Annotated in this window: 21 protein-coding genes; 6 read left to right on the top strand and 15 right to left on the bottom strand. The window is 59.5% G+C overall.

Features of this window, described 5'->3' with window-relative positions; all coding sequences use genetic code 11:
• Positions 1–76 precede the first annotated feature (76 nt).
• The 3 genes from ACA058_RS23085 to pap all read right to left on the bottom strand — a co-directional run bounded on the left by ACA058_RS23085 (position 77) and on the right by pap (position 4,094).
• Complete coding sequence (locus ACA058_RS23085) at positions 77–1,036, bottom strand: DMT family transporter (RefSeq protein WP_497636051.1); 960 nt, start codon at positions 1,034–1,036, stop codon at positions 77–79.
• A 256-nt stretch (positions 1,037–1,292) separates the two neighbouring features.
• A complete protein-coding gene (locus ACA058_RS23090; RefSeq protein ID WP_497636052.1) occupies positions 1,293–2,477 on the bottom strand; it encodes a thiolase family protein in 1,185 nt (394 codons plus the stop codon).
• A gap of 105 nt (positions 2,478–2,582) precedes the next feature.
• On the bottom strand, positions 2,583–4,094 hold the full coding sequence (pap, locus tag ACA058_RS23095; RefSeq protein ID WP_497636053.1) for a polyphosphate:AMP phosphotransferase: 1,512 nt from the start codon (positions 4,092–4,094) through the stop codon (positions 2,583–2,585).
• Between the two features lie 160 nt (positions 4,095–4,254).
• On the opposite strand from pap, the gene mnmC reads away from it, so the two are divergent.
• A complete protein-coding gene (gene mnmC, locus ACA058_RS23100) occupies positions 4,255–6,237 on the top strand; it encodes a bifunctional tRNA (5-methylaminomethyl-2-thiouridine)(34)-methyltransferase MnmC2/FAD-dependent 5-carboxymethylaminomethyl-2-thiouridine(34) oxidoreductase MnmC1 (protein ID WP_497636054.1) in 1,983 nt (660 codons plus the stop codon).
• Between the two features lie 5 nt (positions 6,238–6,242).
• On the opposite strand, the gene ACA058_RS23105 is transcribed toward mnmC, so the two are convergent.
• Positions 6,243–11,015, bottom strand: a complete 4,773-nt coding sequence (locus ACA058_RS23105; protein ID WP_497636055.1) for an NEL-type E3 ubiquitin ligase domain-containing protein — start codon at positions 11,013–11,015, stop codon at positions 6,243–6,245.
• 336 nt (positions 11,016–11,351) lie between these two features.
• Between ACA058_RS23105 and ACA058_RS23110 the strand changes: the two genes are divergently transcribed.
• The 4 genes from ACA058_RS23110 (at position 11,352) to ACA058_RS23125 (ending at position 16,500) form a co-directional block, all read left to right on the top strand.
• Positions 11,352–13,124, top strand: coding sequence for an N-acetylglutaminylglutamine amidotransferase (locus ACA058_RS23110; RefSeq protein WP_497636056.1), 1,773 nt, complete (start codon positions 11,352–11,354; stop codon positions 13,122–13,124).
• Positions 13,125–13,127: 3 nt separating this feature from the next.
• Positions 13,128–14,873, top strand: a complete 1,746-nt coding sequence (ngg, locus tag ACA058_RS23115; protein ID WP_497636057.1) for an N-acetylglutaminylglutamine synthetase — start codon at positions 13,128–13,130, stop codon at positions 14,871–14,873.
• A 24-nt stretch (positions 14,874–14,897) separates the two neighbouring features.
• Entirely contained in the window at positions 14,898–16,088 is a 1,191-nt protein-coding gene (locus ACA058_RS23120; protein ID WP_497636058.1) for an osmoprotectant NAGGN system M42 family peptidase, read from the top strand.
• Positions 16,089–16,272: 184 nt separating this feature from the next.
• The gene (locus ACA058_RS23125) at positions 16,273–16,500 is read left to right on the top strand and encodes a YheU family protein (RefSeq protein ID WP_003199186.1); all 228 of its coding nucleotides are present in this window, start codon (positions 16,273–16,275) and stop codon (positions 16,498–16,500) included.
• On the opposite strand, the gene csrA is transcribed toward ACA058_RS23125, so the two are convergent.
• The 3 genes from csrA to ACA058_RS23140 form a co-directional block, all read right to left on the bottom strand.
• The gene (gene csrA / locus ACA058_RS23130; protein WP_497636059.1) at positions 16,489–16,680 is read right to left on the bottom strand and encodes a carbon storage regulator CsrA; all 192 of its coding nucleotides are present in this window, start codon (positions 16,678–16,680) and stop codon (positions 16,489–16,491) included. The genes ACA058_RS23125 and csrA overlap by 12 nt on opposite strands.
• A gap of 153 nt (positions 16,681–16,833) precedes the next feature.
• Complete coding sequence (locus tag ACA058_RS23135; protein WP_497636060.1) at positions 16,834–17,166, bottom strand: YnfA family protein; 333 nt, start codon at positions 17,164–17,166, stop codon at positions 16,834–16,836.
• 64 nt (positions 17,167–17,230) lie between these two features.
• Positions 17,231–18,046 carry an SDR family oxidoreductase gene (locus ACA058_RS23140; protein ID WP_497636061.1) on the bottom strand — a complete coding sequence of 272 codons (816 nt, stop codon included), beginning with the start codon at positions 18,044–18,046 and terminating at the stop codon, positions 17,231–17,233.
• Between the two features lie 285 nt (positions 18,047–18,331).
• On the opposite strand from ACA058_RS23140, the gene ACA058_RS23145 reads away from it, so the two are divergent.
• Positions 18,332–18,484 carry a DUF3309 family protein gene (locus tag ACA058_RS23145; protein WP_497636062.1) on the top strand — a complete coding sequence of 51 codons (153 nt, stop codon included), beginning with the start codon at positions 18,332–18,334 and terminating at the stop codon, positions 18,482–18,484.
• A 62-nt stretch (positions 18,485–18,546) separates the two neighbouring features.
• Here ACA058_RS23145 and ACA058_RS23150 read toward each other — a convergent pair whose 3' ends face one another.
• The 8 genes from ACA058_RS23150 to ACA058_RS23185 form a co-directional block, all read right to left on the bottom strand.
• Positions 18,547–20,646 carry an LTA synthase family protein gene (locus ACA058_RS23150; protein WP_497639989.1) on the bottom strand — a complete coding sequence of 700 codons (2,100 nt, stop codon included), beginning with the start codon at positions 20,644–20,646 and terminating at the stop codon, positions 18,547–18,549.
• Between the two features lie 350 nt (positions 20,647–20,996).
• Positions 20,997–21,602, bottom strand: a complete 606-nt coding sequence (locus ACA058_RS23155; RefSeq protein ID WP_497636063.1) for an START domain-containing protein — start codon at positions 21,600–21,602, stop codon at positions 20,997–20,999.
• A 96-nt stretch (positions 21,603–21,698) separates the two neighbouring features.
• Complete coding sequence (locus ACA058_RS23160; RefSeq protein ID WP_497636064.1) at positions 21,699–21,953, bottom strand: YkgJ family cysteine cluster protein; 255 nt, start codon at positions 21,951–21,953, stop codon at positions 21,699–21,701.
• 165 nt (positions 21,954–22,118) lie between these two features.
• A complete protein-coding gene (locus tag ACA058_RS23165; protein ID WP_497636065.1) occupies positions 22,119–22,592 on the bottom strand; it encodes a translation initiation factor 2 in 474 nt (157 codons plus the stop codon).
• Positions 22,593–22,682: 90 nt separating this feature from the next.
• A complete protein-coding gene (locus ACA058_RS23170; protein ID WP_432668509.1) occupies positions 22,683–24,122 on the bottom strand; it encodes an aminotransferase-like domain-containing protein in 1,440 nt (479 codons plus the stop codon).
• A 213-nt stretch (positions 24,123–24,335) separates the two neighbouring features.
• Entirely contained in the window at positions 24,336–25,148 is an 813-nt protein-coding gene (locus ACA058_RS23175) for an OmpA family protein (protein WP_497636066.1), read from the bottom strand.
• Positions 25,145–25,501, bottom strand: coding sequence for a DUF4398 domain-containing protein (locus ACA058_RS23180; RefSeq protein ID WP_497636067.1), 357 nt, complete (start codon positions 25,499–25,501; stop codon positions 25,145–25,147). Before ACA058_RS23180 ends, ACA058_RS23175 begins: the two co-directional genes overlap by 4 nt.
• 9 nt (positions 25,502–25,510) lie before the next feature.
• The gene (locus ACA058_RS23185) at positions 25,511–26,344 is read right to left on the bottom strand and encodes a substrate-binding periplasmic protein (protein WP_497636068.1); all 834 of its coding nucleotides are present in this window, start codon (positions 26,342–26,344) and stop codon (positions 25,511–25,513) included.
• Positions 26,345–26,382: the final 38 nt, after the last annotated feature.

Below are 26,382 nucleotides of genomic sequence, written 5' to 3' on the forward strand. Positions count from 1 at the left end.
TGCGTCGATCGCGATTTTTGTGAACGACACAAAGCCTGTAGGAGCAAAGCTTGCTCGCGATGAACGATAACGCGGTCTAACTGGCCGCCATCCGAACCTTCCGGGCCCGAAGCCCGGCAATCAACGACGGCCCCAACGCCACCAACGCCGACCCCAATACCACCAACACCGCCCCGCCATAACCCAAACCATTGATGGTTTCGGCGTGCACATACTCCGGCCACCACCAGGCGGCCACGGCAACGGCGGCAAGGGTCACCAGCGGCGTGATCGCCAGCGTCGCACTGACCCGCGACGCCTCCCAATGCGCCAGTGCCTCGGCAAATGCGCCATAGGCAATCAGGGTGTTCATGCAGCACGCCAGCAACAACCAGCCTTGCAAGGGATTCAATTGCAGCGCTTGCAGCGGATGTACCCACGGCGTCAGCAACAACCCGCAGAACAGGTAGATCACCATCATCACCTGCAACGAATTCCACACGGTCAGCAACTGCTTCTGCCCCAGCGCATAAAACGTCCAGACCGTGGAAGCCAGCAACACCAGCAGCACTCCGGCGGTGTAATCGCTCAACGAGGTCAGCAGCTCACTCAGGCGCTGGTTGAAAAACAGCGCAAAGCCGATCAACAACACCAACAAGCCAATCCCCTGCCCCAGGCTGAACCGCTCCTTGAACACGAACACGCTGGCGATCAGCAACATGATCGGGCCCATCTGCACCACCAGTTGCGCGGTGCCGGGGCTGAGCAGATTCAACCCCATCAGGTACAGCACGTAGTTGCCCACCAGGCCAAGCACCGCCATCAGCACCAGCCAGCCACCCCGCGGCCCGAGCACTTTGCGGCTCGGCAGGCGCCTGGTTGCCGCCAGGTAAATGAACAGGCATCCACCGGACACCATCAGGCGAAACCAGGTCACGGTGACCGGGTCCATCACCAGCAGCACCTGCTTGAGTTTGATCGGCAGGATTCCCCACAACAGCGCGGTCAGCAAGGCCAGGAACAGCCCATAAACCCAGCGACCCGATGAAATGTGCATGCGGACCCCGATCCGGAAAACAAGTAGCGCCATTCTAGGCGTTGAGCCGCGTGGCACACAGGGACAGTTGACGCTTGGCCGCGAATGAAACTGTGCAGGTCGCAACATTAATTTGGATCGTGCGGGTGCAGGTTTTTAAGTTGAGCCGGTACCGAGACGCCTGCATTGCGGGCAAGCCCGCTCCCACAGTAGATCACTGTGGGAGCGGGCTTGCCCGCGATAGCTATTTAACAATCACCACAAAATGCCAAGATGTTCAACGCACCGCCTCGAACAACCCGGTAGCCCCCATCCCACCGCCCACGCACATGGTGACGATGCCGTAACGCAGATTGCGCCGCTGCAACTCGCGAACGATATGCCCTACCTGACGCGAACCGGTCATGCCGAACGGGTGGCCAATGGAGATCGAGCCGCCATTGACGTTGTACCTGTCGTTGTCGATCTCCAGCCGATTACGCGCGTACAGGCACTGCGAGGCGAATGCTTCGTTGAGTTCCCACAAATCGATATCGCCCATGTGCAAGCCCTTGGCCTTGAGCAGTTTCGGCACCGAGAACACCGGGCCGATGCCCATCTCGTCCGGTTCGCAGCCCGCCACGGTGAATCCGCGGAAGAACGCTTTGGGCTTCAAGCCCAGCGCCAGGGCTTTTTCCAGGCTCATCACCAGGGTCATGGAGGCGCCGTCGGACAGTTGCGACGAGTTACCGGCGGTGACCGAGCCATCTTCGACGAACACCGGGTTCAAACCGGCCAGGCTTTGCAGGGTGGTATCAGGACGGTTGCAGTCATCGTGATCCACGACACCTTCGAGAATCTGCACCTGCCCGCTGGCCTTGTCTTCAACCCGGTACTTCACCGCCATCGGCACGATTTCATCGTCGAATAACCCCGCCGCTTGTGCCTGAGCAGTGCGCTGCTGGCTTTGCAGGGCATACAGGTCCTGTTCTTCGCGGCTGACGTTGTAACGTCGAGCGACGATTTCGGCGGTCTGGCCCATCGGGAAGTAGATCCCCGGCACCTGCTCCTTGAGCAGCGGATTGATCAGGTGATCGGTGTTGATGCTTTTCATCGTCAGGCTGATGGATTCGACGCCACCGGCAACGATGATGTCACTGCAACCGGATGCGATCTGGTTGGCGGCAATGGCGATCGCCTGCAAGCCCGACGAGCAGAAGCGGTTGAGGGTCATGCCGGCGACGCCGATGCCCAGGCGCGACAATACCGCGACGTTGCGCCCGATGTTATAGCCCTGGGAGCCTTCATTGGAACCGGCACCGACGATGCAGTCCTCGACACTGGCCGGGTCGATGCCGGTGCGCGCCAGCAAGGCGTCGACACAATGCGCCGCCATGTCGTCGGGACGGGTCATGTTGAACTTGCCACGAAAGGATTTGGCCAGGCCGGTCCGCACGCTGTCGACGATCACTACTTCACGCATGGCATACCTCATTGTTGTTGTCGGTTGAGAGTGGACCGAGCATAAGCCCACCCAATTACCGACTGCGACAATCATTCACCCCGCGTATGCGTAACCATCGCCTGACTACTTGCCCTTGCGCGAATGCTTGACCGCCTTTTCGAACGCCTCTTCCAGTGCGCGGTTGATGGTGCGCAACACCTTGACCCGCGCCCAGCGCTTGTCATTGGCCTCCACCAGGGTCCAGGGCGAGATCTCCGTGCTGGTGCGGTCAACCATGTCGCCGACGGCGGCGCGATAGTCGTCCCACTTGTCGCGGTTGCGCCAATCGTCCTCGGTAATCTTGAAGCGTTTGAACGGGATCTCTTCGCGCTCCTGGAAGCGTTCCAGTTGCGTCTGCTTGTCGATGGCCAGCCAGAACTTGACCACAATCACCCCGGCATCGGCGATCTGTTCCTCAAAGTCGTTGATTTCACTGTAGGCGCGCAGCCAGTCCGCCGGGGTGCAGAATCCTTCGATACGTTCCACCAGCACCCGGCCATACCAGGAGCGGTCGAACACGGTGAAATTCCCCCGTGCTGGAACATGCCGCCAAAATCGCCAGAGATACGGCTGCGCCCGTTCCTCTTCGGTGGGCGCGGCAATCGGCACGATGTTGTATTGGCGCGGGTCCAGCGCCGCGGCAACCCGGCGAATCGCGCCGCCCTTGCCCGCCGCGTCATTGCCTTCGAACACCGCCATCAACGCGTGTCGGCGCATGCGTTTGTCGCGCATCAACCCGGAGAACCTTGCCTGCTCGGTGATCAGTTGCTCTTCATAATCGCCCTTGGCCAGATGTACGCTCAGGTCGAGACTGTCCAGCAGGTTCAATTGATCAACGCTGGGGAACACGGGCGCGGCATTGACTTTTTCCGGGTGGATTTTCGGTCGTTTCAGGGCACCCTGCAGGCCTTCGAGCAAAATTTTTCCCACCACCAGGCTGCGATAATGCGCATCCTTTCCGGCGATCACATGCCACGGCGCATAGTCGCGGCTGGTGCGCCGCAAGATGCGCTCACCGTATTTCACAAAGCGGTCGTAGGTTTCGGACTGCTGCCAGTCCAGCGGACTGATGCGCCAGCTGTGCAGCGGGTCGTCGGCCAAGGCCTTGAGGCGTGCCTTCATTTGTTTCTTGGAGAGGTGGAACCAGAACTTGAAGATCAGTGCGCCTTCGTCGCAAAGCATTTTTTCCAGGCGTTCGGCGGCGTTGATGCTTTGATCGAGCCTTGGGTCCTTGATCACGCCGTGGACCCGGGCCTGCAGCATCTGGCTGTACCAGTTGCCGAAGAATATGCCCATGCGGCCCTTGGCCGGAAGCATCCGCCAATAGCGCCAGGCCGGTGGCCGCGCCAGTTCTTCGTCGGTTTGCTGATCGAAGGTGCGGACCTCGATCAAGCGCGGGTCCATCCATTCATTGAGCAACTTGACCGTCTCGCCCTTGCCGGCGCCTTCGATGCCGTTGATCAGGATAATCACCGGAAACCGGCTCTGCTGGCGCAGTTCGAATTGTGCCTCAAGCAAGGCTTCGCGCAGGGCCGGCACCTCGGCTTCGTAGGTTTCTTTGTCGATGGCGTGATCGATTTCAGCGGATTCGAACATGGACGGCTCCCTGGCAGATGTGAGCAAGATTAGTGGATTGACCTCTCCTGCGGGGGAGAAATCCCATTTTCATCGCTTTGGCCGATGCAGGCCTTGCCATGGATCAAGCACCCCACCCGCGATCGGATAGAATGGCGGCCTTGCCGTTACCGAGCCTGCCATGAAACCTGTAATGCCCCACGCCCAGATCGACTGGGACGATCAAGGGCTCCCGCGCTCGCGGGTGTTCGATGATGTGTATTTTTCCGACCTGTCAGGGCTGGACGAAACCCGTTATGTGTTCCTGGAACAGAATGCCTTGCGTGAACGTTTCGCTGCGTTACCGGCGGGCGGGCGATTGGTAATCGGCGAAACCGGATTCGGTACCGGATTGAATTTCTTGTGCGCCTGGCAGTTGTTCGAGCAGCACGCGCTGGCCGGTGCGCGACTGCATTTTGTCAGTGTCGAAAAATACCCGCTGAGTCTGTCCGACCTGCAACGAGCGCTGGCGTTGTGGCCGGAACTCAAGCCGTTCGCTGATCAACTGCTGGCGCAATACAGGGCGATCCATCAGGGTTTCCAGCGGCTGGTCCTGGATAACGGCCGCGTCACGCTCACCTTGCTGATCGGCGATGCACTGGAGCAACTACCGCAACTGGACGCGCAGATCGACGCCTGGTTTCTCGACGGCTTCGCTCCGGCGAAAAACCCCGACATGTGGACTGCCCAATTGTTCGCCGAACTCGCCCGCCTGGCGGCACCCGGTTCGACCATCAGTACCTTCACCAGCACAGGTTGGGTGCGCCGGCTGCTCAATGCCGCGGGCTTCAAGATGAAACGTACGCCAGGCATCGGCCACAAATGGGAAATCCTGCGCGGCACCTTCCTCGGCTGGCCTACAGAAATCCCGACGCCCGCTGTGGCGAAACCGTGGTTTGCCCGCCCGACCTCGCTAACCTTTGAGCGTCGCGCGCTGGTGATCGGTGCCGGGCTGGCCGGTTGTGCCACGGCCGCCAGCCTGGCTGCACGCGGTTGGCAGGTGAGTCTGCTGGAGCGTCATGATGCGCTGGCGCAGGAAGCCTCGGGCAATCCTCAGGGCGTGCTGTACCTTAAGCTGTCCGCCCATGGCACGGCGTTGTCGCAATTGATTGTCAGTGGATTCGGTTACACCCGGCGCTTGCTTGAGCATTTGCAACGGGGCGTTGACTGGGACGATTGCGGGGTCTTGCAACTGGCCTTCAATACCAAAGAAGCCGAGCGTCAGGCGCAATTGGCGGCGGCGTTTCCCGATGACTTGCTGCACGTACTCGATCAAGCGCACGCCGAGGCTCGCGCCGGTATTGCGCTGCCATCGGGGGGCCTGTTTTACCCCGAAGGCGGTTGGGTACATCCGCCTGCGCTGTGCCAATGGCAGGCTGGGCAATCGAACATTGAGCTGTTGACACATCACGATGTGCTGGAGCTGCGCCGTGTGGACGGAGGTTGGCAAGCGTGGGATGGCGACAGATTGCTGGCCGACGCACCCGCCGTGGTGCTGGCCGGCGCTGCCGAGATCAAGCGATTCACCTACAGTAGCGAGTTGCCGCTCAAGCGCATTCGCGGACAAATCACCCGCTTGCGCCAAACACCTTCAAGCCGGACGCTGAGTACGGTGGTGTGCGCCGAAGGCTATGTCGCGCCGGCACGCCTGGGCGAACACACCCTGGGGGCGAGTTTCGATTTCAACAGCGACGACCTGACCCCGACCACGGCCGAACATCTCGGTAACTTGCAGATGCTCGAAGAAATCTCGCTGGATCTGGTCGCTCGTCTCGGCGCGCACACCTTGCAAGCAGATGAACTTGAAGGTCGCGCAGCCTTTCGCTGTACCAGCCCGGATTACTTGCCGATTGTCGGGCCATTGGCCGACAGCCAGGCATTCGCCGACGCCTACAACATATTGAGCAAGGATGCCCGGCAAACCCCGGACATCCCTTGCCCCTGGCTGGATGGCTTGTACGTCAATAGCGGCCATGGTTCGCGAGGACTGATCACTGCCCCGTTGTCAGGAGAGTTGCTGGCAGCCTGGCTCGACAATGAACCGCTGCCATTGCCCCGAGCCGTGGCCGAGGCGTGTCATCCAAATCGCTTTGCCTTGCGGCGACTGATCCGGGGCAAGGCCTGAGGCGTTCAATCCAGCGCAAAGCAAGTCCTTGACTCATCAGCCTTCAGGGCCGCCTCCGTCAGACTCTTCAACAAAGCGGTCTCGGCTTTCTTCAACTCATCCGCGATGCCGTCGACCTCCGGGCGATAGTCCGCGCCAAGCGTCGCCTCGCTTTCAAAGGCCGTCTCCATGCGCACGTGAAAGGGGGCAGCCAGGTCGGTGAACTGTTTGCCATGATGCTGTCGCAAAAAATCGCTCCAGAACGTGCGGCCACTGATGTAAGTCGATAGTTCAGGTGAGATTTCTGCGGCAAGGACTTTGTTGTAGGCAGCCTCCAGATCACTTGCCTTTACGCCACTCAGCGATGCATAACGCATGTGCCGGGGCTGGCCGACCAGTTCGAGCCTGTCGGCCAGACCGGTGCGATAAGCCAGCTCTACTTCCACTGCATCGAGTGCAGGATTGGCCTGGGCCTTTTCCCGAGCAATTCTGGAAAGATAATCCAGACGGAACAGGCTTCGCCCGAGTCTCAATAGCCGAGCGGCCTGATCGTGGGCATTAGCGGACAGTCGAACCACCCTGTCGATCTCGACGGCGACCTCGAGATTACTGAAGATCGTCGCCGCGTCATCAGCGCAATGGGCTTTCACAGCCATCGACAGCAATTGAGTGCGTAACGCCGAATCAGTCTGAGCCGCCTCAATGACACTCCAGACGCGCCGGGTCATGTCTTCGTTCACAAAGCGGCTATCCGCCGAGCTCCCGACTTCTGCCAGCAATTCAAAGAATTCTTTCGATCCGGGTTCGTTCTTCAGCGCCAGCCATGCACGATTACGACTGGCATAGGTCTCTTCAGCCGGTTTGGGCATCCACAGGTCTCGAGCCCTTTGATCATTGAGCACCGCGGTATCATTTTGCAGTAGCCCCATCCCGATGCCCGTACTGTTACGGTAGGTCTCCAGTCTTGTACGGCTTGCCGCGGTTAAGGGGTTATGACGCAGGTTGATCGCTTGAGCGAATCGCTGAGGGAGTTGGAACAGCCATTGCGGTAACTCGCGAATCTGGTTTCCTCGAAGGTCCACGAAGTCCAGATACGGCAAGCGGGAAAGCCCGACAGGCAGTTCCGTCGCGTGGGTATCACGCAGCAACAGTTCTTTCAGATCGAGCATTTTGCTGACATCAATCGTGGCCCCCAAACGATTGCCGCTCAGCCCCAGCGTGCGCAAATTGCGCATGTCGGTCAGTTTGCGCAAGGTGTGTTCGGTCAGTTGTATCTGATTACCCTCCAGGCTCAAATGCTCAAGATCGGGCATGTGCGACAACACTTCAGGCAATCGTGTGAGTTTATTGCGGCCCAGTTTCAGAGTGACAAGCCCTTTGAACGGTGTGAGGAAATACGCCAGCTCGTCGCCAGCCTGCATGTCCTTGATGGAAAGGCTGCGCACATGGGCGACATCCTGTTTGGTCAGCGTTGGCAACGGACCTACAGGGTTGCGCTCCAGCGCGAGCGTTGTAGATGGCTGATTTGGCCAGGCTATCCGGCGCCAGCATTTTTCGATGGCATTGGCCACCTGACGACGGCTGACACGGATATCGTTGAGCTGCCCCGGCAGCTTCTTCATTTCCACTTCATCGTCACGCCAGGTGTGCAGCACCCCAAGCAGTTTCTTCAGTTGCTGCTCCAGCGCCTTGATGTGATTCACCCGCTGCATCGGGGTAGTGCCGGCGTTGTCGAGAAACGACGAAGCCTGGGCATTTGTGAACAGCGGATAGAGCTTTTTGACTTTACGAATCAATCCCCTTGCATAGGAGCCCGCAGCGGGGGGATCCGCCAGGACACAGGCAGAAAGGTGTTTGGGTGTATCACTGCGCTCTCCCCGTAACACTTGCCCGGTACGCGCCGGATCGTCAGCGGCGGCCCTCAACAGTCGTGATCGTAACGTCGGCACATCCAGCGTATCGTCGCCAGTGAGACTCATGCCGGTGCGTTGGGTGGCTGGCAATGCGTCAAGTATCGACTCAAGCAGCGTGTCGCTCCTCAACGTGGAAGACACATTGCCATTGGTTTGGGTGACCTGGTAGCCGATGGGCGTCTTGACAATGATCCCGCGCGACTGCGCATTCGCTTCGCCTACGCTGTCCAGCAAGGTGTTGGTCGCTGAACCCTGTCGCACTTCAAGCCGACAGCTGTCATCCCAGCCTTGCACCCTATCCATCAGCCCGAGCGTCAGTCTGTCAGTGTCGGCATTGGCCAATTGCGGGAGGTGCAACCCGATGAGCGCACGGTCCTGCCTGATCACCGCTTGTGCCTCGCTGACCTGCCCGGCGAGATCCATTCCGAGGATCTTGCGGTCACGCAGAAAGCTACGATCCGTGCCAGAGGCGTTATCCAGCAATTCCTGACACACCTGCGTGGGAAGGTCAGCGGCGTGTTCGCGCAATATCGCCACGTCACCGGTGGCGGTGCCGTCCCAGGTCTTATAGAGCCACTGAAACAGCGGTTGGCGATTACTCTTGAGGCTTGTCGCGATTTTCTTTGCCAACAGCTGCGATTTCGATTCAGTGGTCGTGCGACCGAGGATGCCCTCCACTTCTGTCGGATAGAGGCCACTGATGACGGTATCGAGCAGTTTCCCCGAATCCAGATCCGACTGATGAACGTGCACGCTGTTGACGTCATCATCCTGTGGCGCTGTCTCTGGGAAGCGGGACACGACCAGGTCCTCCTCGTCGCGCACTTCAATGAAGCGATCCGCCGGCCAGCCGGGCAGCTTCGGCAGTGTATGCAGTTGCTCCTGAATGAAGTCCTTGTTTGCGGTCTCTCCCCGTTCCATTGCCGCGATCATCGCGGTGATGCGCCGGTCAATCTTGAAGCGTTCGACACAATCATTCAGCCGCTGCGGGAACTTGAGGTTGCTTTCATGCAACTGGTGCAACTTGTCAAGCGTCATGTCGGTGATGTCGGCAATCGCTTCCAGATCATTGCCGAGCTCGCTCAGGCGAGGATCCGTGCGCCCCAACGCATAAGCACCGTCGCGCCACTCGTGCGCATGCTCATAGGCATGCCGCCAGCCACCTTCCACATTTCGCTCGACGGCAGGCGCAAATGCGTCAGTGCGCACAGGATGATTGATTGTCCATGCCGATCCCGCTGCGTTGCGGATGGCTCGATAGGGAGCACCTTCGATGACGATCGACGTCTGGCCGGCATGCCGGTAAAGCCCTTGCGAATCAGGTTGCGCGTCGATTGGCAGCGTCGTGGTCTGTTTATAAGGCTCGAGGTCGGGTTTCCATAATCTTGCCTGACCATCAGTGCGAGTGACGGCCTCGAAACCGTCGAAGAATGCCGCCTGCTCCTTTGCGCCTTTACCGATAGCCGTCGCGATGATTTTTCCGCCGACGGCAAACGCTGCCAACTGCGCGACGTTTTCCACAACACTCAGCAAATGGGACAACGCCTCGGCCCGCTCGTCATGCGTCCAGTCAATCACACCTTCATATACCTCACTGACGATATCGACGACCGCCGTCACCAGCATCAATTGGCCAATCACGGGTACGAAAAAAGCGGCTGCGTTCAATAGAAGAAGACCGCCATCGAGCAATGTCTGAAGGGTTTTTTCCCGTTGCTGCTCATCGACGTCTTCGGTCGGTACGGCAAGGATTCGCGCGTCTTCTTGAGTTTTTTTGACAAATGCACTGAAGAGAAAATCGCCAAGGCAGGTGTCGGCGGGCGTGGCAGTGAGCGTGCCCAAGTTCTTGCCCTTGTCAAACGAGGTAAAAAACCCGGTTTTATCGTGGCCGTGCAGGTACTGCTCGGCGAAAGTTTTTCTGTAGCTTTTGCTTTGCAAATGGAGGCTCAGGTAGACCTTGAATTCATCCAGCGAGGCGTATTCATACAGCGGTCGCCGGGGTTCGTTCGGCATGTAAACCACACACCGCGCCTTCGGCTCGGTATCAATGGAGACTTTGGTAAATACCAGTGCCCCACAGATGCAGGTGTCATGAATCATCAAGCCCTGCCAGTGCACCGGCCCGCCATCAAACAGTGCGTCCCTGGTTTGAGCCGCAGGGAGATCCTGATCGAGCACACTCAGCAGCATTGTGTAAGCAGCGGGAGTGATGTTTTTTTTCAGGGAGGCCATGTGGAGGGCGACTCGCATGTCCAGCACCTTCAACCGCCTGATGTCCGCGACGCTGGCCCGATCATCGACAGGCGCATCACTTGCGGGTTTGGCCGGCAATGCCAAGGCCTCGTCGATATGGCGCTGATAGCGGGCACCCAGGTCAAGTTCACGACAGAGTGCGGCGAATTTTTCAGGGGTTGTTTCGGCGCCTGATTGGGCCTGTTCATTGATGCGTATTACCGAGTCTGCTGGAAAGCCGCCGCTGCTCGCTTCCCCGGAGGTAAAGTTTTCCATGGCCGTCTGGAGCAGGCTGCGTGAGGTGGTAATTTCTTTATCCTTGGCACCGAGGACCGGGAGCAGAGCTGTTGAGGTGTAGATTTTTTGGGTGACGTCCAGCGTGTCCCGATGGACGTCGAAATCGATCGTCCATTTACCCTTTAGAAACCCGGTCAATTGCTCTTTGCAGAATTCGTCCAACGGTTTGAGCTTTTTGAGCGCCTCCTTAACCTTGCCCTGGGCAACAAAAGACTGCTCGAACGCAGCCTTCAGAGCCTGCACCATGTTCAGATCCGCCGTCGCCAACCATTGCGCAATAGACGCTTGCAGCACTTGCGCCTTGTCCAGATCGCCTGTGTGTTCCAACAACGCTTCGAGGCGTTGTGCGGGGGTCATGGGCACCACCGTAGAGGCGGGCTTGGTTGTTGTGGTTAGCATGAGCAATATCCTTATTGCGCTGAGAGGCCCTCAGTTTATGAAGCTCGACAGGCATTTAATAATTCGAATACCGGGTCGAACGGGCGTGCATCCAAACAGCTACTCCTATGCATCACATCAATAATTACCACCACAGCATGCGCATTTCTGCCTTGGCTGCTGTTCCCCCAGCAACACCTGCTTATTACTTATCGATCTAAAACTCCCAGTATCCCAGCGGGTCATTTTCTGAGTACCCGCCGTTTTGGCCGGGTATCGATTGACCTCCCCAACGGAAAAACCGGTAAGGAATTTATGTGCGGATTAGCTGGCGAGTTACGTTTTGACAATCAACCTGCAGACCTTGCAGCCGTTGAACGAATCACCCATCACCTGGCACCTCGCGGCCCTGACGCCTGGGGCTTTCACAGCCAGGGGCCGATTGCCCTGGGCCATCGTCGCCTGAAAATCATGGACCTGTCGGACGGATCGGCGCAGCCGATGGTCGACAATCAACTGGGCCTGTCCCTGGCCTTCAACGGCGCGATCTACAACTACCCGGAACTGCGCACCGAGCTCGAAAGCCTCGGTTACGCCTTCTATTCCGGCGGCGACACCGAAGTGCTGCTCAAGGGCTTTCACGCCTGGGGTGAAGCGCTGTTGCCCAAGCTCAACGGCATGTTTGCCTTCGCTATCTGGGAGCGCGACGCCCAGCGCCTGTTCATCGCCCGTGACCGTCTCGGCGTGAAGCCGCTGTACCTGTCGCGCACCGGCCAGCGCCTGCGCTTTGCCTCCGCGTTGCCAGCGTTGCTCAAGGGCGGCGACATCAACCCGATCCTCGATCCGGTGGCGCTCAATCATTACCTGAATTTCCACGCCGTGGTCCCGGCGCCGCGCACATTGCTGGCCGGTATCGAAAAACTGCCGCCCGCCACCTGGATGCGCATCGAAGCAGACGGCACCACCGAGCAGAAAACCTGGTGGTCCCTGCCCTACGGCCCACACGCCGACGAGATCAACCTGACTCTCGAAGACTGGCGCGATCGCGTACTCGACAGTACCCGCGAGGCGGTGGCGATTCGTCAACGGGCGGCGGTGGACGTCGGCGTGCTGCTGTCGGGCGGTGTCGATTCAAGCATGCTGGTCGGGCTGTTGCGGGAGGTCGGCGTGGAGAACCTGTCGACCTTCTCCATCGGTTTCCAGGATGCCGGTGGCGAGCGCGGCGACGAGTTCCAGTACTCGGACCTGATCGCCGAGCACTACGGCACCCATCACCATCAACTGCGCATCGACGAAAAAGAGATCATCGAACAACTGCCCGCCGCTTTCCGCGCCATGAGCGAGCCGATGGTCAGCCACGACTGCATCGCCTTTTACCTGCTGTCCAGGGAGGTGGCCAAGCATTGCAAAGTGGTGCAAAGCGGCCAGGGCGCCGACGAACTGTTTGCCGGTTACCACTGGTATCCGCAGGTCGACGGCGCCAGCGATCCTTACGCGGCCTATCGTGAAGCGTTTTTCGACCGCAGTTGCGACGACTACGCCGCCACCGTGCTGCCGAAATGGCTGACGGCCAATGACGCTGCTGGCGACTTCGTGAAGGAACATTTCGCACAGCCCGGTGCCGACGCGGCGGTGGACAAAGCCCTGCGCCTGGACAGCACGGTGATGCTGGTGGACGACCCGGTCAAGCGCGTCGACAACATGACCATGGCCTGGGGCCTGGAAGCGCGCACGCCGTTTCTCGACTATCGCCTGGTGGAATTGTCAGCGCGGGTGCCGGGCAAATTCAAACTGCCCGATGGCGGCAAGCAAGTCCTCAAGGAAGCGGCGCGCCTGGTGATTCCAAGCGAAGTGATCGACCGCAAGAAGGGTTACTTTCCGGTACCCGGTCTCAAGCACTTGCAGGGTGACACGCTGAACTGGGTGCGCGAACTGCTGCTCGATCCGAGCCAGGATCGCGGCCTGTTCAACCCCGCCATGCTCGACCGCCTGCTGACTGACCCGCAAGGTCAATTGACGCCGTTGCGCGGCTCCAAGCTGTGGCAACTGGCGGCCCTGAACCTGTGGCTCAGCGAACAAGGAATCTGACCGATGAAACCTCACACCACGGCTATCAGTCAGCGCTTGTTGCGCGGCCAGACGCCCTCCTACGAACGCTTGCAGGCGCGCCTGGCCGAAGACGGCAGCACTCTTGGCGCCGAGCCGATTGTCGTGCATTGCGGCTGGGGCCGGCTCTTGATCGGCCATACCTTCGCCGATGCCGCCAGCCTGGCCCGGGAGTTGCTCAACGAGCGGCCCGGCGAACGCGATATCGCGCTCTACGTCGCCGCGCCCCAGCAAGTGCTGGGGCTGGAGCCGACCCAACTGTTCCTCGATCCGTCCGATACCCTGCGCCTGTGGTTCCGCGATTACCGACAGGCCACCCGGGTGTTCCGCGGTTTTCGCATTCGCCGCGCCCAGAGCGACGCCGACTGGAACGCCATCAATCAGCTTTACCACGCACGTGGCATGCTGCCGATCGATGTCAGCTTGCTGACCCCCAGACACCTGGGCGGTCCGGTGTATTGGCTGGCGGAAGACGAGGACAGCGGCGCGATCATCGGCAGCGTCATGGGCCTCGATCATCACAAGGCTTTCAACGATCCGGAACACGGCAGCAGCCTGTGGTGCCTGGCGGTCGATCCGCGCTGTTCGCGGCCCGGCGTCGGTGAAGTGCTGGTGCGGCATCTGATTGAACACTTCATGAGTCGCGGGCTGAGTTACCTTGATCTGTCCGTACTGCATGACAATCGCCAGGCGAAAAACCTTTACGCCAAGCTCGGCTTTCGCAACCTCTCGACCTTCGCCATCAAGCGCAAGAACGGCATCAACCAGTCATTGTTTCTCGGCCCTGGCCCTGAAGCGGCGTTCAATCCGTACGCGCGGATCATCGTCGAAGAAGCGCACCGTCGCGGCATCGATGTTCAGGTCGATGATGCCGAAGCCGGCATGTTCACCCTCAGCCATGGTGGACGCCGGGTACGCTGTCGCGAGTCCCTCAGCGACCTGACCAGCGCCATCAGCATGAGCCTGTGCCAGGACAAAAGCCTGACCCATAAAGTGCTCACGGCCGCTGGCCTGAACCTGCCCGCGCAGCAACTGGCGGGTAACGCCGATGACAACCTGGCGTTTCTCGACGAACACCATCGGGTGGTGGTCAAACCGCTGGACGGTGAGCAAGGACAAGGCGTGGCGGTAGATTTACAAACCATCGAAGACGTCCAGCAAGCCATCGAATCCGCCCGCCAGTTCGACAGCCGCGTGCTGCTGGAAAGCTTCCACGAAGGCCTCGACCTGCGGATTCTGGTGATCGGCTTCGAAGTGGTCGCCGCGGCGATTCGTCGGCCGGCCGAGGTGGTGGGCGATGGCCAACACTCCATCGGCGCGCTGATCGAAGCCCAGAGTCGACGGCGCCAGTCAGCTACAGGTGGCGAAAGCAAGATCCCGCTGGACCAGGAGACCGAGCGCACCTTGCAGGCAGCGGGTTATGACTACGACAGCATACTGCCGGCTGGCGAGCATCTGTTCGTGCGGCGTACGGCGAATCTTCATACCGGCGGGATTCTCGAAGACGTCACCGCGATCCTGCACCCGACGCTGGTGGAGGCTGCGGTGCGCGCGGCGCGGGCGCTGGATATTCCCATGGTCGGGCTCGACCTGATGGTGTCTGCCGCCGATCAACCGCACTACGTGTTTATCGAAGCCAACGAGCGCGCCGGACTGGCCAACCATGAGCCACAGCCGACGGCCGAGCGGTTTGTGGATTTGTTGTTTCCGCATAGTCAGCCGGCCGTGTAGTCCCCGATCCCATCAGGAGTTTCCATGACCCGCCAATACCCAGAACCGGACCTGACTTACCTGCAGAAAGTCCTGCTGGAAATGCTCGCCATTCCGAGCCCCACCGGCTTCACCTACACCATCGTGCGTTACGTCGCCGAACGGCTGGAAGAGCTGGGCATTCCCTTCGAGATGACACGTCGCGGCACCATCCGCGCCACCCTCAAGGGCAAGAAAAACAGCCCGGACCGTGCCGTTTCCGCCCACCTGGACACCATTGGCGCCGCCGTGCGCGCCATCAAGGACAACGGGCGCCTGACGCTCGCCCCCGTGGGTTGCTGGTCCAGCCGTTTTGCCGAGGGCAGCCGCGTCAGCCTGTTTACCGACAACGGCGTGATCCGCGGCAGTGTGCTGCCCTTGATGGCCTCGGGGCACGCGTTCAACACCGCCGTGGATGAAATGCCGATCAGTTGGGATCACATCGAGTTGCGCCTGGACGCCTATTGCGCGACCCGCGCCGATTGTGACTCGCTAGGCATCAGCGTCGGTGATTTCGTCGCCTTCGATCCGTTGCCGGAGTTCACCGAAAGCGGCCACATCAGCGCCCGTCACCTGGACGACAAGGCCGGCGTCGCGGCGTTGCTGGCAGCGTTGAAAGCGATCGTCGACAGCGGCGAGGAGTTGGCGATCGATTGTCATCCGCTGTTCACCATCACCGAGGAAACCGGTAGTGGCGCCGCGGCGGCGTTGCCATGGGACGTCAGTGAATTCGTCGGCATCGATATCGCGCCCGTCGCGCCTGGCCAGCACTCCAGCGAGCACGCGGTGAGCATTGCGATGCAGGATTCCGGCGGGCCGTACGACTATCACTTGTCGCGGCACCTGCTGCGCCTGGCCAGTGACAACGAGTTGCCGGTACGCCGCGACCTGTTCCGCTACTACTTCAGCGACGCTCACTCGGCGGTCACCGCCGGCCATGACATCCGCACCGCGCTGCTCGCCTTCGGCTGCGACGCCACCCACGGCTACGAACGCACCCACATCGACAGTCTCGCCGCCCTTAGTCGCCTGCTCGGCGCCTACATCCTCAGCCCGCCGGTGTTCGCCAGCGACGCACAGCCGGCCAAGGGTTCGCTGGACCGGTTCAGTCACCAGATCGAACACGAGACGCAGATGGAAAGCGATACGCGGGTGCCGTCGGTAGATAGCCTGGTGGGACAGCGGTCCAATAGCTGAGTCAGGTATTTTCGTCGATTGATCTAACGCCTTCGCGAGCAGGCTCGCTCCCACAGGGGGTACGCGGTTAACTGTGGGAGCGAGCCTGCTCGCGAAGAGGCCGGATCAAACAATGCAAATCCGTAGGCTAGCGGCGACCTCCCATTCGCCGTAGCATCGCGCCATTGATTTGACCGAGGTACCTATGCTGATTCCCCACGACCAACTTGAAGTCGATACCCTGACCCGCCTGATCGAAGATTTCGTGACCCGCGACGGTACCGACAATGGCGATGACACGCCGCTGGAGACCCGTGTATTGCGTGTTCGCCAGGCATTGACCAAGGGCCAGGCCCTGATTGTCTTCGATCCGGAGAGCGAGCAATGCCAGCTGATGCTCAAGCATGACGTGCCCAAGCATCTATTCGACTGATTTTTTGTTTCGCGCCAGCTTGCGCTGGATTCGCTCGTAGATCTCGCTACGGTGCACGTTGACATGGTGCGGGGCTTCGATGCCGAAGCGCACGTTGCCGCCATTGACGGCAATAATGCGCACCGAAATGGTGTCGCCGATGGAAATCAATTCGCCGACTACGCGACTCAGTACAAGCATGGCTTTGGTCCTTCAGGGTTACCGGACCTTGAAGATGCCCGGTGCACGGCGGGCCTACAAGGCAGCCACGGCAATCCAGACCAAACCTACAACCACAGGATTGCCTTGCTGAAGGAAATGCCTGACACGCCACTTCAATCAAGGGCCGATTCGTCAGGAGGCCGAGAAGCGCGGGCCGAACAGGATAATGCTTGCCCCGATCACGCACAGCGCCACGCCGAGCCAGTCGGAGCCCAGTGGCCGAATCCGCTCGACCACTGCCAGCCAGCCAATCGAAGCAATGATGTAGATACCGCCGTAAGCGGCATAGGCACGGCCTGCATAAGTCGCCTCTACTCGCGTCAGCAACAACGCGAACAACGTCAGGCTGAGTAACGCCGGCACCACCCACCAGACACTTTTACCCTGGCGCAACCACATCCAGAAGGCGAAGCAACCGGCGATTTCCAACAACGCGGCGAGGAAAAACCACAGGTAATTGAGCATGCGAACGTCTCGCGAGGATGGCCGATGGCGGCCACCCTAACGAGGCTGTTCCGTGCGGGCAAGTTCAGCTTGCGGATTGTTTGGCCTTGGCGCGCATCTTGTCGGCCATCAAGGTCATTTCGTTGTAGAGCAGTTGCGGGTTCTTCTGCTTCAGAGCCCAGGCCAGGCGGCCCTGTTCGTGGGGCAGGATCATGAAGTCGCCGGCGGCGACCTGCTGGTAGATATAGTCGGCAATATGGGCGGCACTGATGGGCGAGCTTTCCAGCAACTTGCCAACCTGGGCTTTCATGGCCGGCGTCGGCCCGCGGAAGGAGTCCAGCAGATTGGTCTGGAAAAACGATGGGCAAACCACATGTACGCCGACTTCCTGATGCGCGAGTTCGATCAGCAGGCTTTCGGACAACGCCACCACGCCGGCCTTGGCCACGTTGTAGTTGCTCATGGCCGGGCCTTGCATCAACGCCGCCATCGACGCGATGTTGATGATCTTGCCCTTGCTCTTCTCCAGCAACGGCAGGAAGGCCTTGCAGCCCTTGACCACGCCCATGAGGTTGATTGCGATCTGCCAGTCCCAGTCCTCCAGGGACAGCTCGCTGAAGAATCCGCCCGAGGCCACGCCCGCGTTGTTGACGATGACGTCGATACCGCCCAGTTTCACTTCGCAAGCCTGTGCGAAGGCGGTCAGCTGGCTGTAATCACGCACGTCACAACGCTGGATAAACCCGTCACCACCGGCTTCTCGCACCAGCTTCAGGGTTTCCTGCAGGCCGGGCTCGCTGACATCCGACAAGGCCAGCTGCCAGCCTTCGCGCGCCCAGCGCAGCGCGATTTCGCGACCCAGGCCAGAGCCTGCGCCAGTGATCATCATGCGATTTTGCATAGCAAACTGCCTTGTTGTTCCGGGGAAGATGCGTCGAGTGTAGCGAAGGCTATTGGCCTACCCACGCTCTATCAGATTGCTGAATGCCCCGAACAAACCCCGGACGCGGCTCAAGCAACTAACGCTACAGCAGATGGAATAGGGAATAGTTCTAAAAACAGCAAAAAAACTTGGAATTTTCTGCCCTGCGCTGCGGTCGGATTTTTTAAGCAGCTCGAATAAATGACATTCCCGCTGACTGATAACGGCTAGGTCATTCCTAATACTTACAGCAAGGAAACAGACATGGGCACAATTCTTCTGATCATTCTGATCCTGTTACTGATCGGTGGTCTACCGGTCTTCCCGCACTCCAGAAATTGGGGTTATGGCCCGTCCGGTATCATCGGCGCGGTGTTGGTGGTGATACTGATCCTGTTGTTGCTCGGCAAGATATGAAGTTCTGACCGGTAAAAAAAAGAGGCCCTTTTTCAAGGGCCTCTTTTTTATTGCATCACTGTTTAATCAGGCTTGCTGTCGACCACACCGGCGGTGTTGTCGATCAGGCTCTTGGTCGCCGTTTGCAGGAACGCTTCGAGCTTGGTTTTAAGTTCAGCGGTACGCGGTGCATCCGCAATGACCACGGCACGAGGCGAAGCCCCCAGTTCGTACTGGTACATCTTCGGAGCCATGTCCTTGTCCTTCGGCAAAACCAGAATCTGGTCCGCGGTGATGATTGCGGTGATCTGCTCGCTGCCCGATGGCTTAATCACGCCAAAACCGGTATCGCCTTCCGGCAGGTTGAGCAAGTCGCGGCCCCAGCACTGATGACGCACTTCGCCACCGATCCGGCCCATGATGGTCGGCACGATGTCGACTTGAGTGCCAACGGTGTGGTCGAGAGCGCCGAACTTTTCCTGGATGCCCGGTGCGATCATCAGCATCGGCACGTTGAAACGGCCCAGGTCCATTTCGGTGATCTGGCGCTCGTTGCCGAAACCGTGGTCGCCGACCACGACAAACAGGGTTTCGTTGAAGTAAGGCTCCTTGCGCGCCTTCTCGAAGAACTGACCCAGCGCCCAATCCGAGTAGCGCATGGCGGTCAAATGTTCGTTCAGGCTGCCACGATCGGTTACGCGCTCGACCGGCAATGGGGTCGGCAACGCATAGGGCGTGTGGTTGGACAAGGTTTGCAGCAAGGCATAGAAGGGTTTCTTGTCCTTGCCATCGCGGGCTTTGAGCTCCACCAGGCCACGGTCGAACATGTCCTGGTCGGACACACCCCAGGTCGGGTCGGAGAACACCGGGTTAACGAAGTCGTTACGCCCGATGAAATTGATCATGCCCTGGTTGCTGAAGAAACCCGACTGGTTGTCCCAGGCGAAATCGCCGTTGTAGACATACACATCGTCGTAGTCACGAGCGCTGAGCAACTGCGGCAGGCCAGACAGTTTGTGGCTGCCTTCCGGGGTCTGCATCAGGTATTCGAAACCCGGCAGGTTCGGGAAGCAGGCCATGGTGGCGAACATGCCCTGGTGGGTGTGGGTACCGTTGGAGAAGAAGCGGTCGAACAGCAGGCCTTCCTTCGACAGCTTGTCGAGGTACGGCGTGATGTTGCCCGGTGCGCCCAGTGCACCCACCGAGTGACCGGCCATGCTTTCCATCAGGATCACGACGACATTCTTGATCGGCAGGGTCTTGTCGGCCGGCGGTGTGTAGTCGCGGCGTACCGCGGCGGTTTCGCCATCCACCAGTTTGTCGTCTTTCATCACCAGCAGGTCGCGCACGGTCTGCTGCGCCATCGGTTGAGGCAACGTGGCTTTCCAGATGTTATCGCGATCTTCGGACAACCGGCTCTTCGCCGCAGCCACCAGGGACAGGGTACCGTTGAGGCCCAACTGGTTGGCGAAGTTGGAATCGGTGGTGTAGACATCACCCCAACGCATTGGCGGGCCTTGACGCAAGGTACCGCGGGCCGCGACCACGCAGATCAGCAGGCACACCACGAACACCATGGCGCGCGAGTACCAAGGGGCAACCTGCCGGGTGCCGATGCTGCCGCCGCTGAAAGGGCCACGAGGACGCGTAGCACGGTCGGCGCCCTTGAACGCGAGGCTCAGGATCCAGGTACCGACAGCCCAGGCCAGCAGGTAGCGAACCACCGGAAAACCGTACCAGAGCATGCTCATCACGGTTTTCGGGTCTTCCTTCACATACTGGAAGACCAACCCGTTGAGGCGCTGGTGGAATTCACGGTAGAAGTCCATCTCCATCAGGCCCAGGAACAGCGCGATGCTGGAGGTCACCGTCAGCCAGAGACGGAAGATCCCCCGCGCCGCCATGGCCCGGGCACTGAACAGCGCCAGCACGAGCGGAACGCTCAGGTAGACCACCAGGCGCAGGTCGAAACGCAAGCCATTGGCGAATGCTTCGAGAAAGGTCGCGGCCGGTGTGTCTAGGATCATTTCGCGGTTGTAGACCAGCAGCGCGAGGCGCAGCACGGAAAACATCACCATCATGACCAGGGCGCACAACAGTGTGTAGGCCAGATGCGATTTGACGGTCGGTTGCAGCAAGCGACTCGATGCTCGCTTCTGACTCAGGACGTCCGGGATTGCCATGTCGTTTTTAGGACCCATTGGAAGTTGAAGTTTCGAAAATACAGCTGCGCCCTGCCCTCTGTTGGCCAGTACTCGACCCCGGGGTTTGCGCGGTGCGCAAATGTTGCACGATCAATCGCGGCATTGCCATTGATTACTGTTTGTCGATGGCGGCGCGGGGGGATTGTCTTGGAGGCTTTGTGAAAATTTTGTGCAACGAATATTCGGAAACACATTAAAGATTTCTGTAGGAGCGACGCTTGCTCGCGATGGTCGTCAACGATTACGCGGGAAGCCTGGCGCCCCGCGTCGTTCTCGGGTTCATCGCGAGCATGCTCGCTCCTACAACAGGGAATAGGTGGCACCCGCTTTTATTTCTCGGCCAAAGCCTTCAGGTTTTTCAAGGTGTTGAACGGCGCATCCACCACAAACTTGTTGGCCACCATCGATGGCACGCTACCACCCGGCTCGGTATGCACCTGATAGGTCACTTCAACCTGATCGCCCTTGGGTACGAACTTCCAGAAACCATCGACCTTCGTGACCCGGACAAAGCCTTTTTCTTCAGGCAGATATTTCGGCACGCCCTCGAGCTTGCGCGTCAGGCTGCCATCGGCGCCTGCGATCGTGGTGATATGCAGCACCGAATCACGCGGCGTAACCGGCCATGGCGTATTGAACTGCGTGTAGGTCCAGCTCTGATCGCCTTCGTGCTTGAGCAACTTCTGGGTCTTGCACTCGTGAATCCAGGCGCAGGCGCCGACCACGTCTTCCTGCAGCGCGCTCAGTTTGGCCACGGTGGTCTTCATCAGGGTGACGCCCTGATAGGCTTTGTAGTCGGAGCCGGCCACTTCACTCAGGGAGATCTTGATGCCGTCTTCGTTCCTGGCGACTTTCCAGTCCTCGGCCTGGGCGACCGAAGTGGCCAGTACAGCCGTCAACCCACACAGCACAGCGATACGATGCAGCGAACCCATAATCTTATTCCTTATTGTTGAAATTCCGTTCGTTGGGCTTGCACCTCCGATCACCTTCAGCTTTTTCGGAGGTGATCGGAGGTGCGAGCCTACACATCACGCGGCTGTCATTTGCTCCCACCAGCCAATCAACCGGACAGCCTCTTCGCTGCTGTCGCCACACACCTCGACGTCGGCCTCGAACGCCGAACACACCGCCGGGCGCTCGGGTTTACCGAAAATGTTGCACAGGTTTTCGGCAGACAGTTGCAGGCAACGTTCCCCGGCGGCTTTGCCATGGGGCATACCGGGAATCGGTGAACTGATGGAAGGGGCAATGCAGCAGGCGCCACAGCCCTCACGGCATTTCATGACGAAAAGCTCCTCGCGACGAGCAATGTGTTAAAGGACGGGACACAGAGTAACCGCTAAAACAGTTGTTTTAAATTACCCTTGCCTGGGTATTTACCTGCAAACGGGCGTGACCGGCCAGTCTCCGACAAAGCGTCTGGCTGGCAGGTCAGCTAAAGGCGGGATTTACCGCTTGAACTCGAATTCCAGCGCTGCGCCTTCGACTTCACGGCGCTCTTCGTTACGCATTTGCAACTGCATTTCGTTGTTGATCAGCCTGCCGTTGAGCTGGAACTGGCTGCTTTTGTCACCGAACATTTGCGGCAATACCGGGTCGCGCTTGGGCAATGGAACTGTACCGACCGGTTTCAGCTCTTCGACCATGTCTTTAGGCAGACTCAAATCCAGGTCGGCTGAAGGTATTGTGGTTTTCACCACCTCGCTGGCCGGTTTTGACTTGGAGGCAATCGGTGGGCGCTTTTTTACCGCGGCTGCCTTTTTGGCCGGTGCGGATTTATTCGCCGGTGCGGTTTTTTTCGGGGTTGCCCGGGAATCGCTGGCGGTGGGTTTTTCCTGCACGGATTCGGCCTTCACGGACGCCGGCTGAACACTCACTAACAGGCAGATCAACAGCCAGACGGCAGGAAAAATCGGCTTCATGTACCCAACGATGCAAACGGCAAAGACGACAGAGGTGCATATGCTCGCCTGTTGCGCGCCCCGTGACAAGCACGGACAGAAACCGCCCGGTCAAAAGCCGCCGGTCATCTCCTGGCAGAGCTGGGTGGCAAGCATGCCCAGGGTCATCAACGCACGTTCAGCTTCGCGGTTCCACGGGATCCCGCAATTGAGCCGGATGCAGTGATTGAACTGCTCGGTGTTACTGAAAATCAGCCCCGGCGCGATACTGATGCCCTGCTGCAACGCTCGCACATGCAGTTCCTGGGTGTTGACCCGTCCCGGCAGACTCACCCACAAAATGAAACCGCCGGTAGGCCGGGTCATCTGCGTGCCTTCGGGGAAATACTGCTGCACCGCCAGCTGGAATGCGCTGAGGTTCTTGCGGTACTCCTGGCGGATGTAACGCAAATGGCGGTCGTAACCACCGTTTTCCAGATAGGCGGCAATGCCCATCTGCGTGACGCTGCAGGCCGAATGGGTACTGAAGGTCTGTAAGCGCTGGATCTCCTGCTGGTACTTGCCAGCAATCATCCAGCCGATCCGCACCCCCGGCGACAGGGTCTTGGAGAAGCTCGAGCAATAGATCACCCGATCCAGCCGGTCATAGGCCTTGAGCGATTTGGTGCGGCCCTGCTCGAACATCAGCTCGCCGTAGATATCGTCTTCGACTATCTGGATGTCAAAATCCGACGCCAGGCGCAGTAGCTGCTTCTGCCGCTCTTCAGGCATGGTGCCGCCTAACGGATTGCTCAGGCGAGTGGTCAGCACCAGCGCCTTGATCGACCACTGGTTGGCCGCCAATTGCAGGGCCTCGAGGCTCATGCCGGTGGACGGGTCGCTAGGGATTTCGATGACCTTGAGGCCCAAAAGATCGGCCAGCTGCAGCAAACCGTAGTAAGTCGGCGACTCGGCCGCTATCAGGTCACCCGGCCGGGTCAGCACCCGCAAGGACATCTGCAAGGCGTCGACGCAGCCGTGGGTGATCACCACTTCCGAAGGGTCGACCACCACGCCGGCATCGCGCATGCGGATCGCCACCTGTCGGCGCAAGGGTTCGAAACCGGGGCTGAACATGTAGCTGAAAGCCCGCGGGCTATGGAACCGGGTGACTTTGGCCAATTGCTGATGCAGGGCCCGCACCGGCAAATAGTCCACGCTGGGCACCGCGGCGCCTAGTGGAAAAACACCTTCGCGGCGGGATTCGACCAACACCTGCTGAATGATGCTGCTGCGGGTGACCAGGCCTGGACGTTCGACCCGGGCAATGTCCGGTGTCGGCGCAGTCAGCGCCGGGGTCTGGTGCACGTAGTAGCCAGACTGCGGCCGCGCGCGGATCAGCCCCTGATCTTCAAGGTTGGCATATGCCTGCAACACCGTGGCATGGCTGACGTTGAGCTGCGAACTCATCTTGCGCACCGAAGGCACGCGCTCTCCCGGTTGATAGACACCACGGCGGATGTCTTCGGCCAGTTGTTGGGCAATACGTTGGTAGAGCAAGAGGTTGGTCATGACGCAGCACTCGATTTCACGGGCATTTTATTCTTGTGTGAAACAATACCGGAACAGTTTAGAAGTGTACTGGGACAGTTGCCACAATAGTCGACAGTACAGTGCAGTGTCAGCAAAAACTGTACTGTTTTTTCGCAGAACGCGACCTGATTGGCAGGCGAAAAAAAAGCCCGGCGCTGTCTGGCAGGCCGGGCTTTCCAACGATGCTACCCTTTATCGGGCAGCGCCGAGCTGGCCTTTTTCGTCGGAGAACACAATTTCCACCCGACGGTTCTGCGCCCGGCCCCGTTCGGAGGCATTCGCGTCGACCGGGTACTCATCGCCATACCCTTCAACCCGGATACGCTTGTCATCGATGCCCAGGTCTATCAGCACATCCGCCACCGATTGCGCTCGGTCACGGGACAGCTTGAGGTTTTCCTGCTTGCCGCCGGTACTGTCGGCGTAGCCTTCGATGCGCACCACGCGCCTGGGGTTGAGCTGCAGGAACTGCACAATCTTCAACACCACGCGGTTGGCCGAGTTTTTCAGCTCTGCTTCGCCAGTGTCGAACAACACATCGCCCAGGGTCATCACCAGACCACGGTTGGTCTGGGTGGTGGCCAGTGCAAGGATCTGCTCTTCCAGCCATTTGCCCTGCTGCTGCACGCTGAGCAACTTGGATTCGCGCAAGGCCAGTTGCAGGCGCTGACGTTCCAGCTCGAGCTTGGCTGCGCGCTCTTGGTTGAGCACCTGATTGGTGTGCTCCCTGGCGATTTCGCTGTAGCGCTGGCTGAGGTAAGCGTAATGCACCACATCCGAGCCGCTGCCCCAATAGCTGGACAAACGGTCGGCGCGGGCCAGGGACTCACCGGCGCGAATCACGTCCTTGGGGGCGATGCGCAGCACGTTGGAGTCTTCCTTGACCTTCTGGAAGTCGGCGCCAGCCTGTTGCAGCGCCACTTCGCCGTGCTGGCCGGCGCAGCCAACAAGGCTCACAGTACCTGCGAGGATCAAAACGCCGAGAACGTTGGACTTGAGGCTCATTGGGCATCTCCCAACTGCTTGTGCAGGCGGGCTATACGGGTATTGAGCACGTTCAGTTGTTCTTCACTCTTGAGGGTCAGGACCCGGGCTTCGGCCAGGCGCGCGTCCAGCTCGGCCTGCTCGGCGCGCATCCGCGCATTCCTGAAAGACTGGTCAGCCATGCTGCCCTTGGCCCGGTTGTACTTGTCTTCGGCCAGTTTCATTTCCGGCACATCGTCGGCAGAGGCACCCACGGCCTTGGCTTGCTCGACGGCCTGTGCGGTCAGGCGCATTTGTTCATTCGGCGCCGGATCGGCTGCACAACCCGCCAGAGCCAGAAGGGCCAGGGCAGCGAAAAGAGGTCGAATACTCACTAAAAATCCCTACTGTTTTGGGGTACTGACAGGTTGTTTCTGCCGTTGAGAAAGTTGAGCGTTCCAGCGCTCGATATTGCGCAACAGCACGGCCTCCGTCAGTCCGGACGCGGGCAATTCTGTCATCTTTTTGGCCAACTGTCCGCGCAACCACGGATCGTTGCAGGCGGAGTTGTGGGAAATCGCCAGAAACAGTCCCGGTTTGTCGACCGGTTGCGCGCGGGCGACCAGGTCATTGGCCATGCCCAGGGTCTGCGCCATTGCCATGCCGGAGTAGCGCCCTGCCAAGACAAACTCCACCTCCCCCAAGAGTAGTTTTTGAAAGGCCTGGGTCAGGTTTGGCGTACGGGTGAGGGTCAATTGCTGCTCGGCGAAAGTGGCGAATTGCGAGGTCAATCGAGACTTTTCCGACAAAGCGCCGGGATGACCGTGCAGATCCTGGACTTCGTTGTAGACCAGCGACGAATCCTTGCGGGTCCACACCAGATAATCGTTTTCCAGCAACGGTGGATGAATGTAGTCCAGGGATTCGAGCTCAGCGACCGTCAGTGGCGCATCGGCCAGCATGTCCATGCGCCCGCTGCGCACTTCGTCCAAGGCCTGGGAGCGTTTGCCGGCGTAGAGCAGTTCGACCTTGAGTCCCAACTGCCCTGCTACCTGCTGCAACAAATCGGCACTGGCGCCGATCAGGTGCTTGGGATTTTGCGGGTCTTGCCACAGGTACGGTGGCGCATCGGGGCTGCCGGTCACCACCAGGCGTTCGCACTTGCCGGCGGCGATGGACAGTCCGGGCACCGTCAGCCCCAACAGCAACGACCAGCCACACACGCGGCGCAGATCCATGGCAATACTCTCACATTTAAACGGTTTATATCCCTGTA

It is taken from the genome of Pseudomonas sp. LBUM1649 (assembly GCF_059716155.1).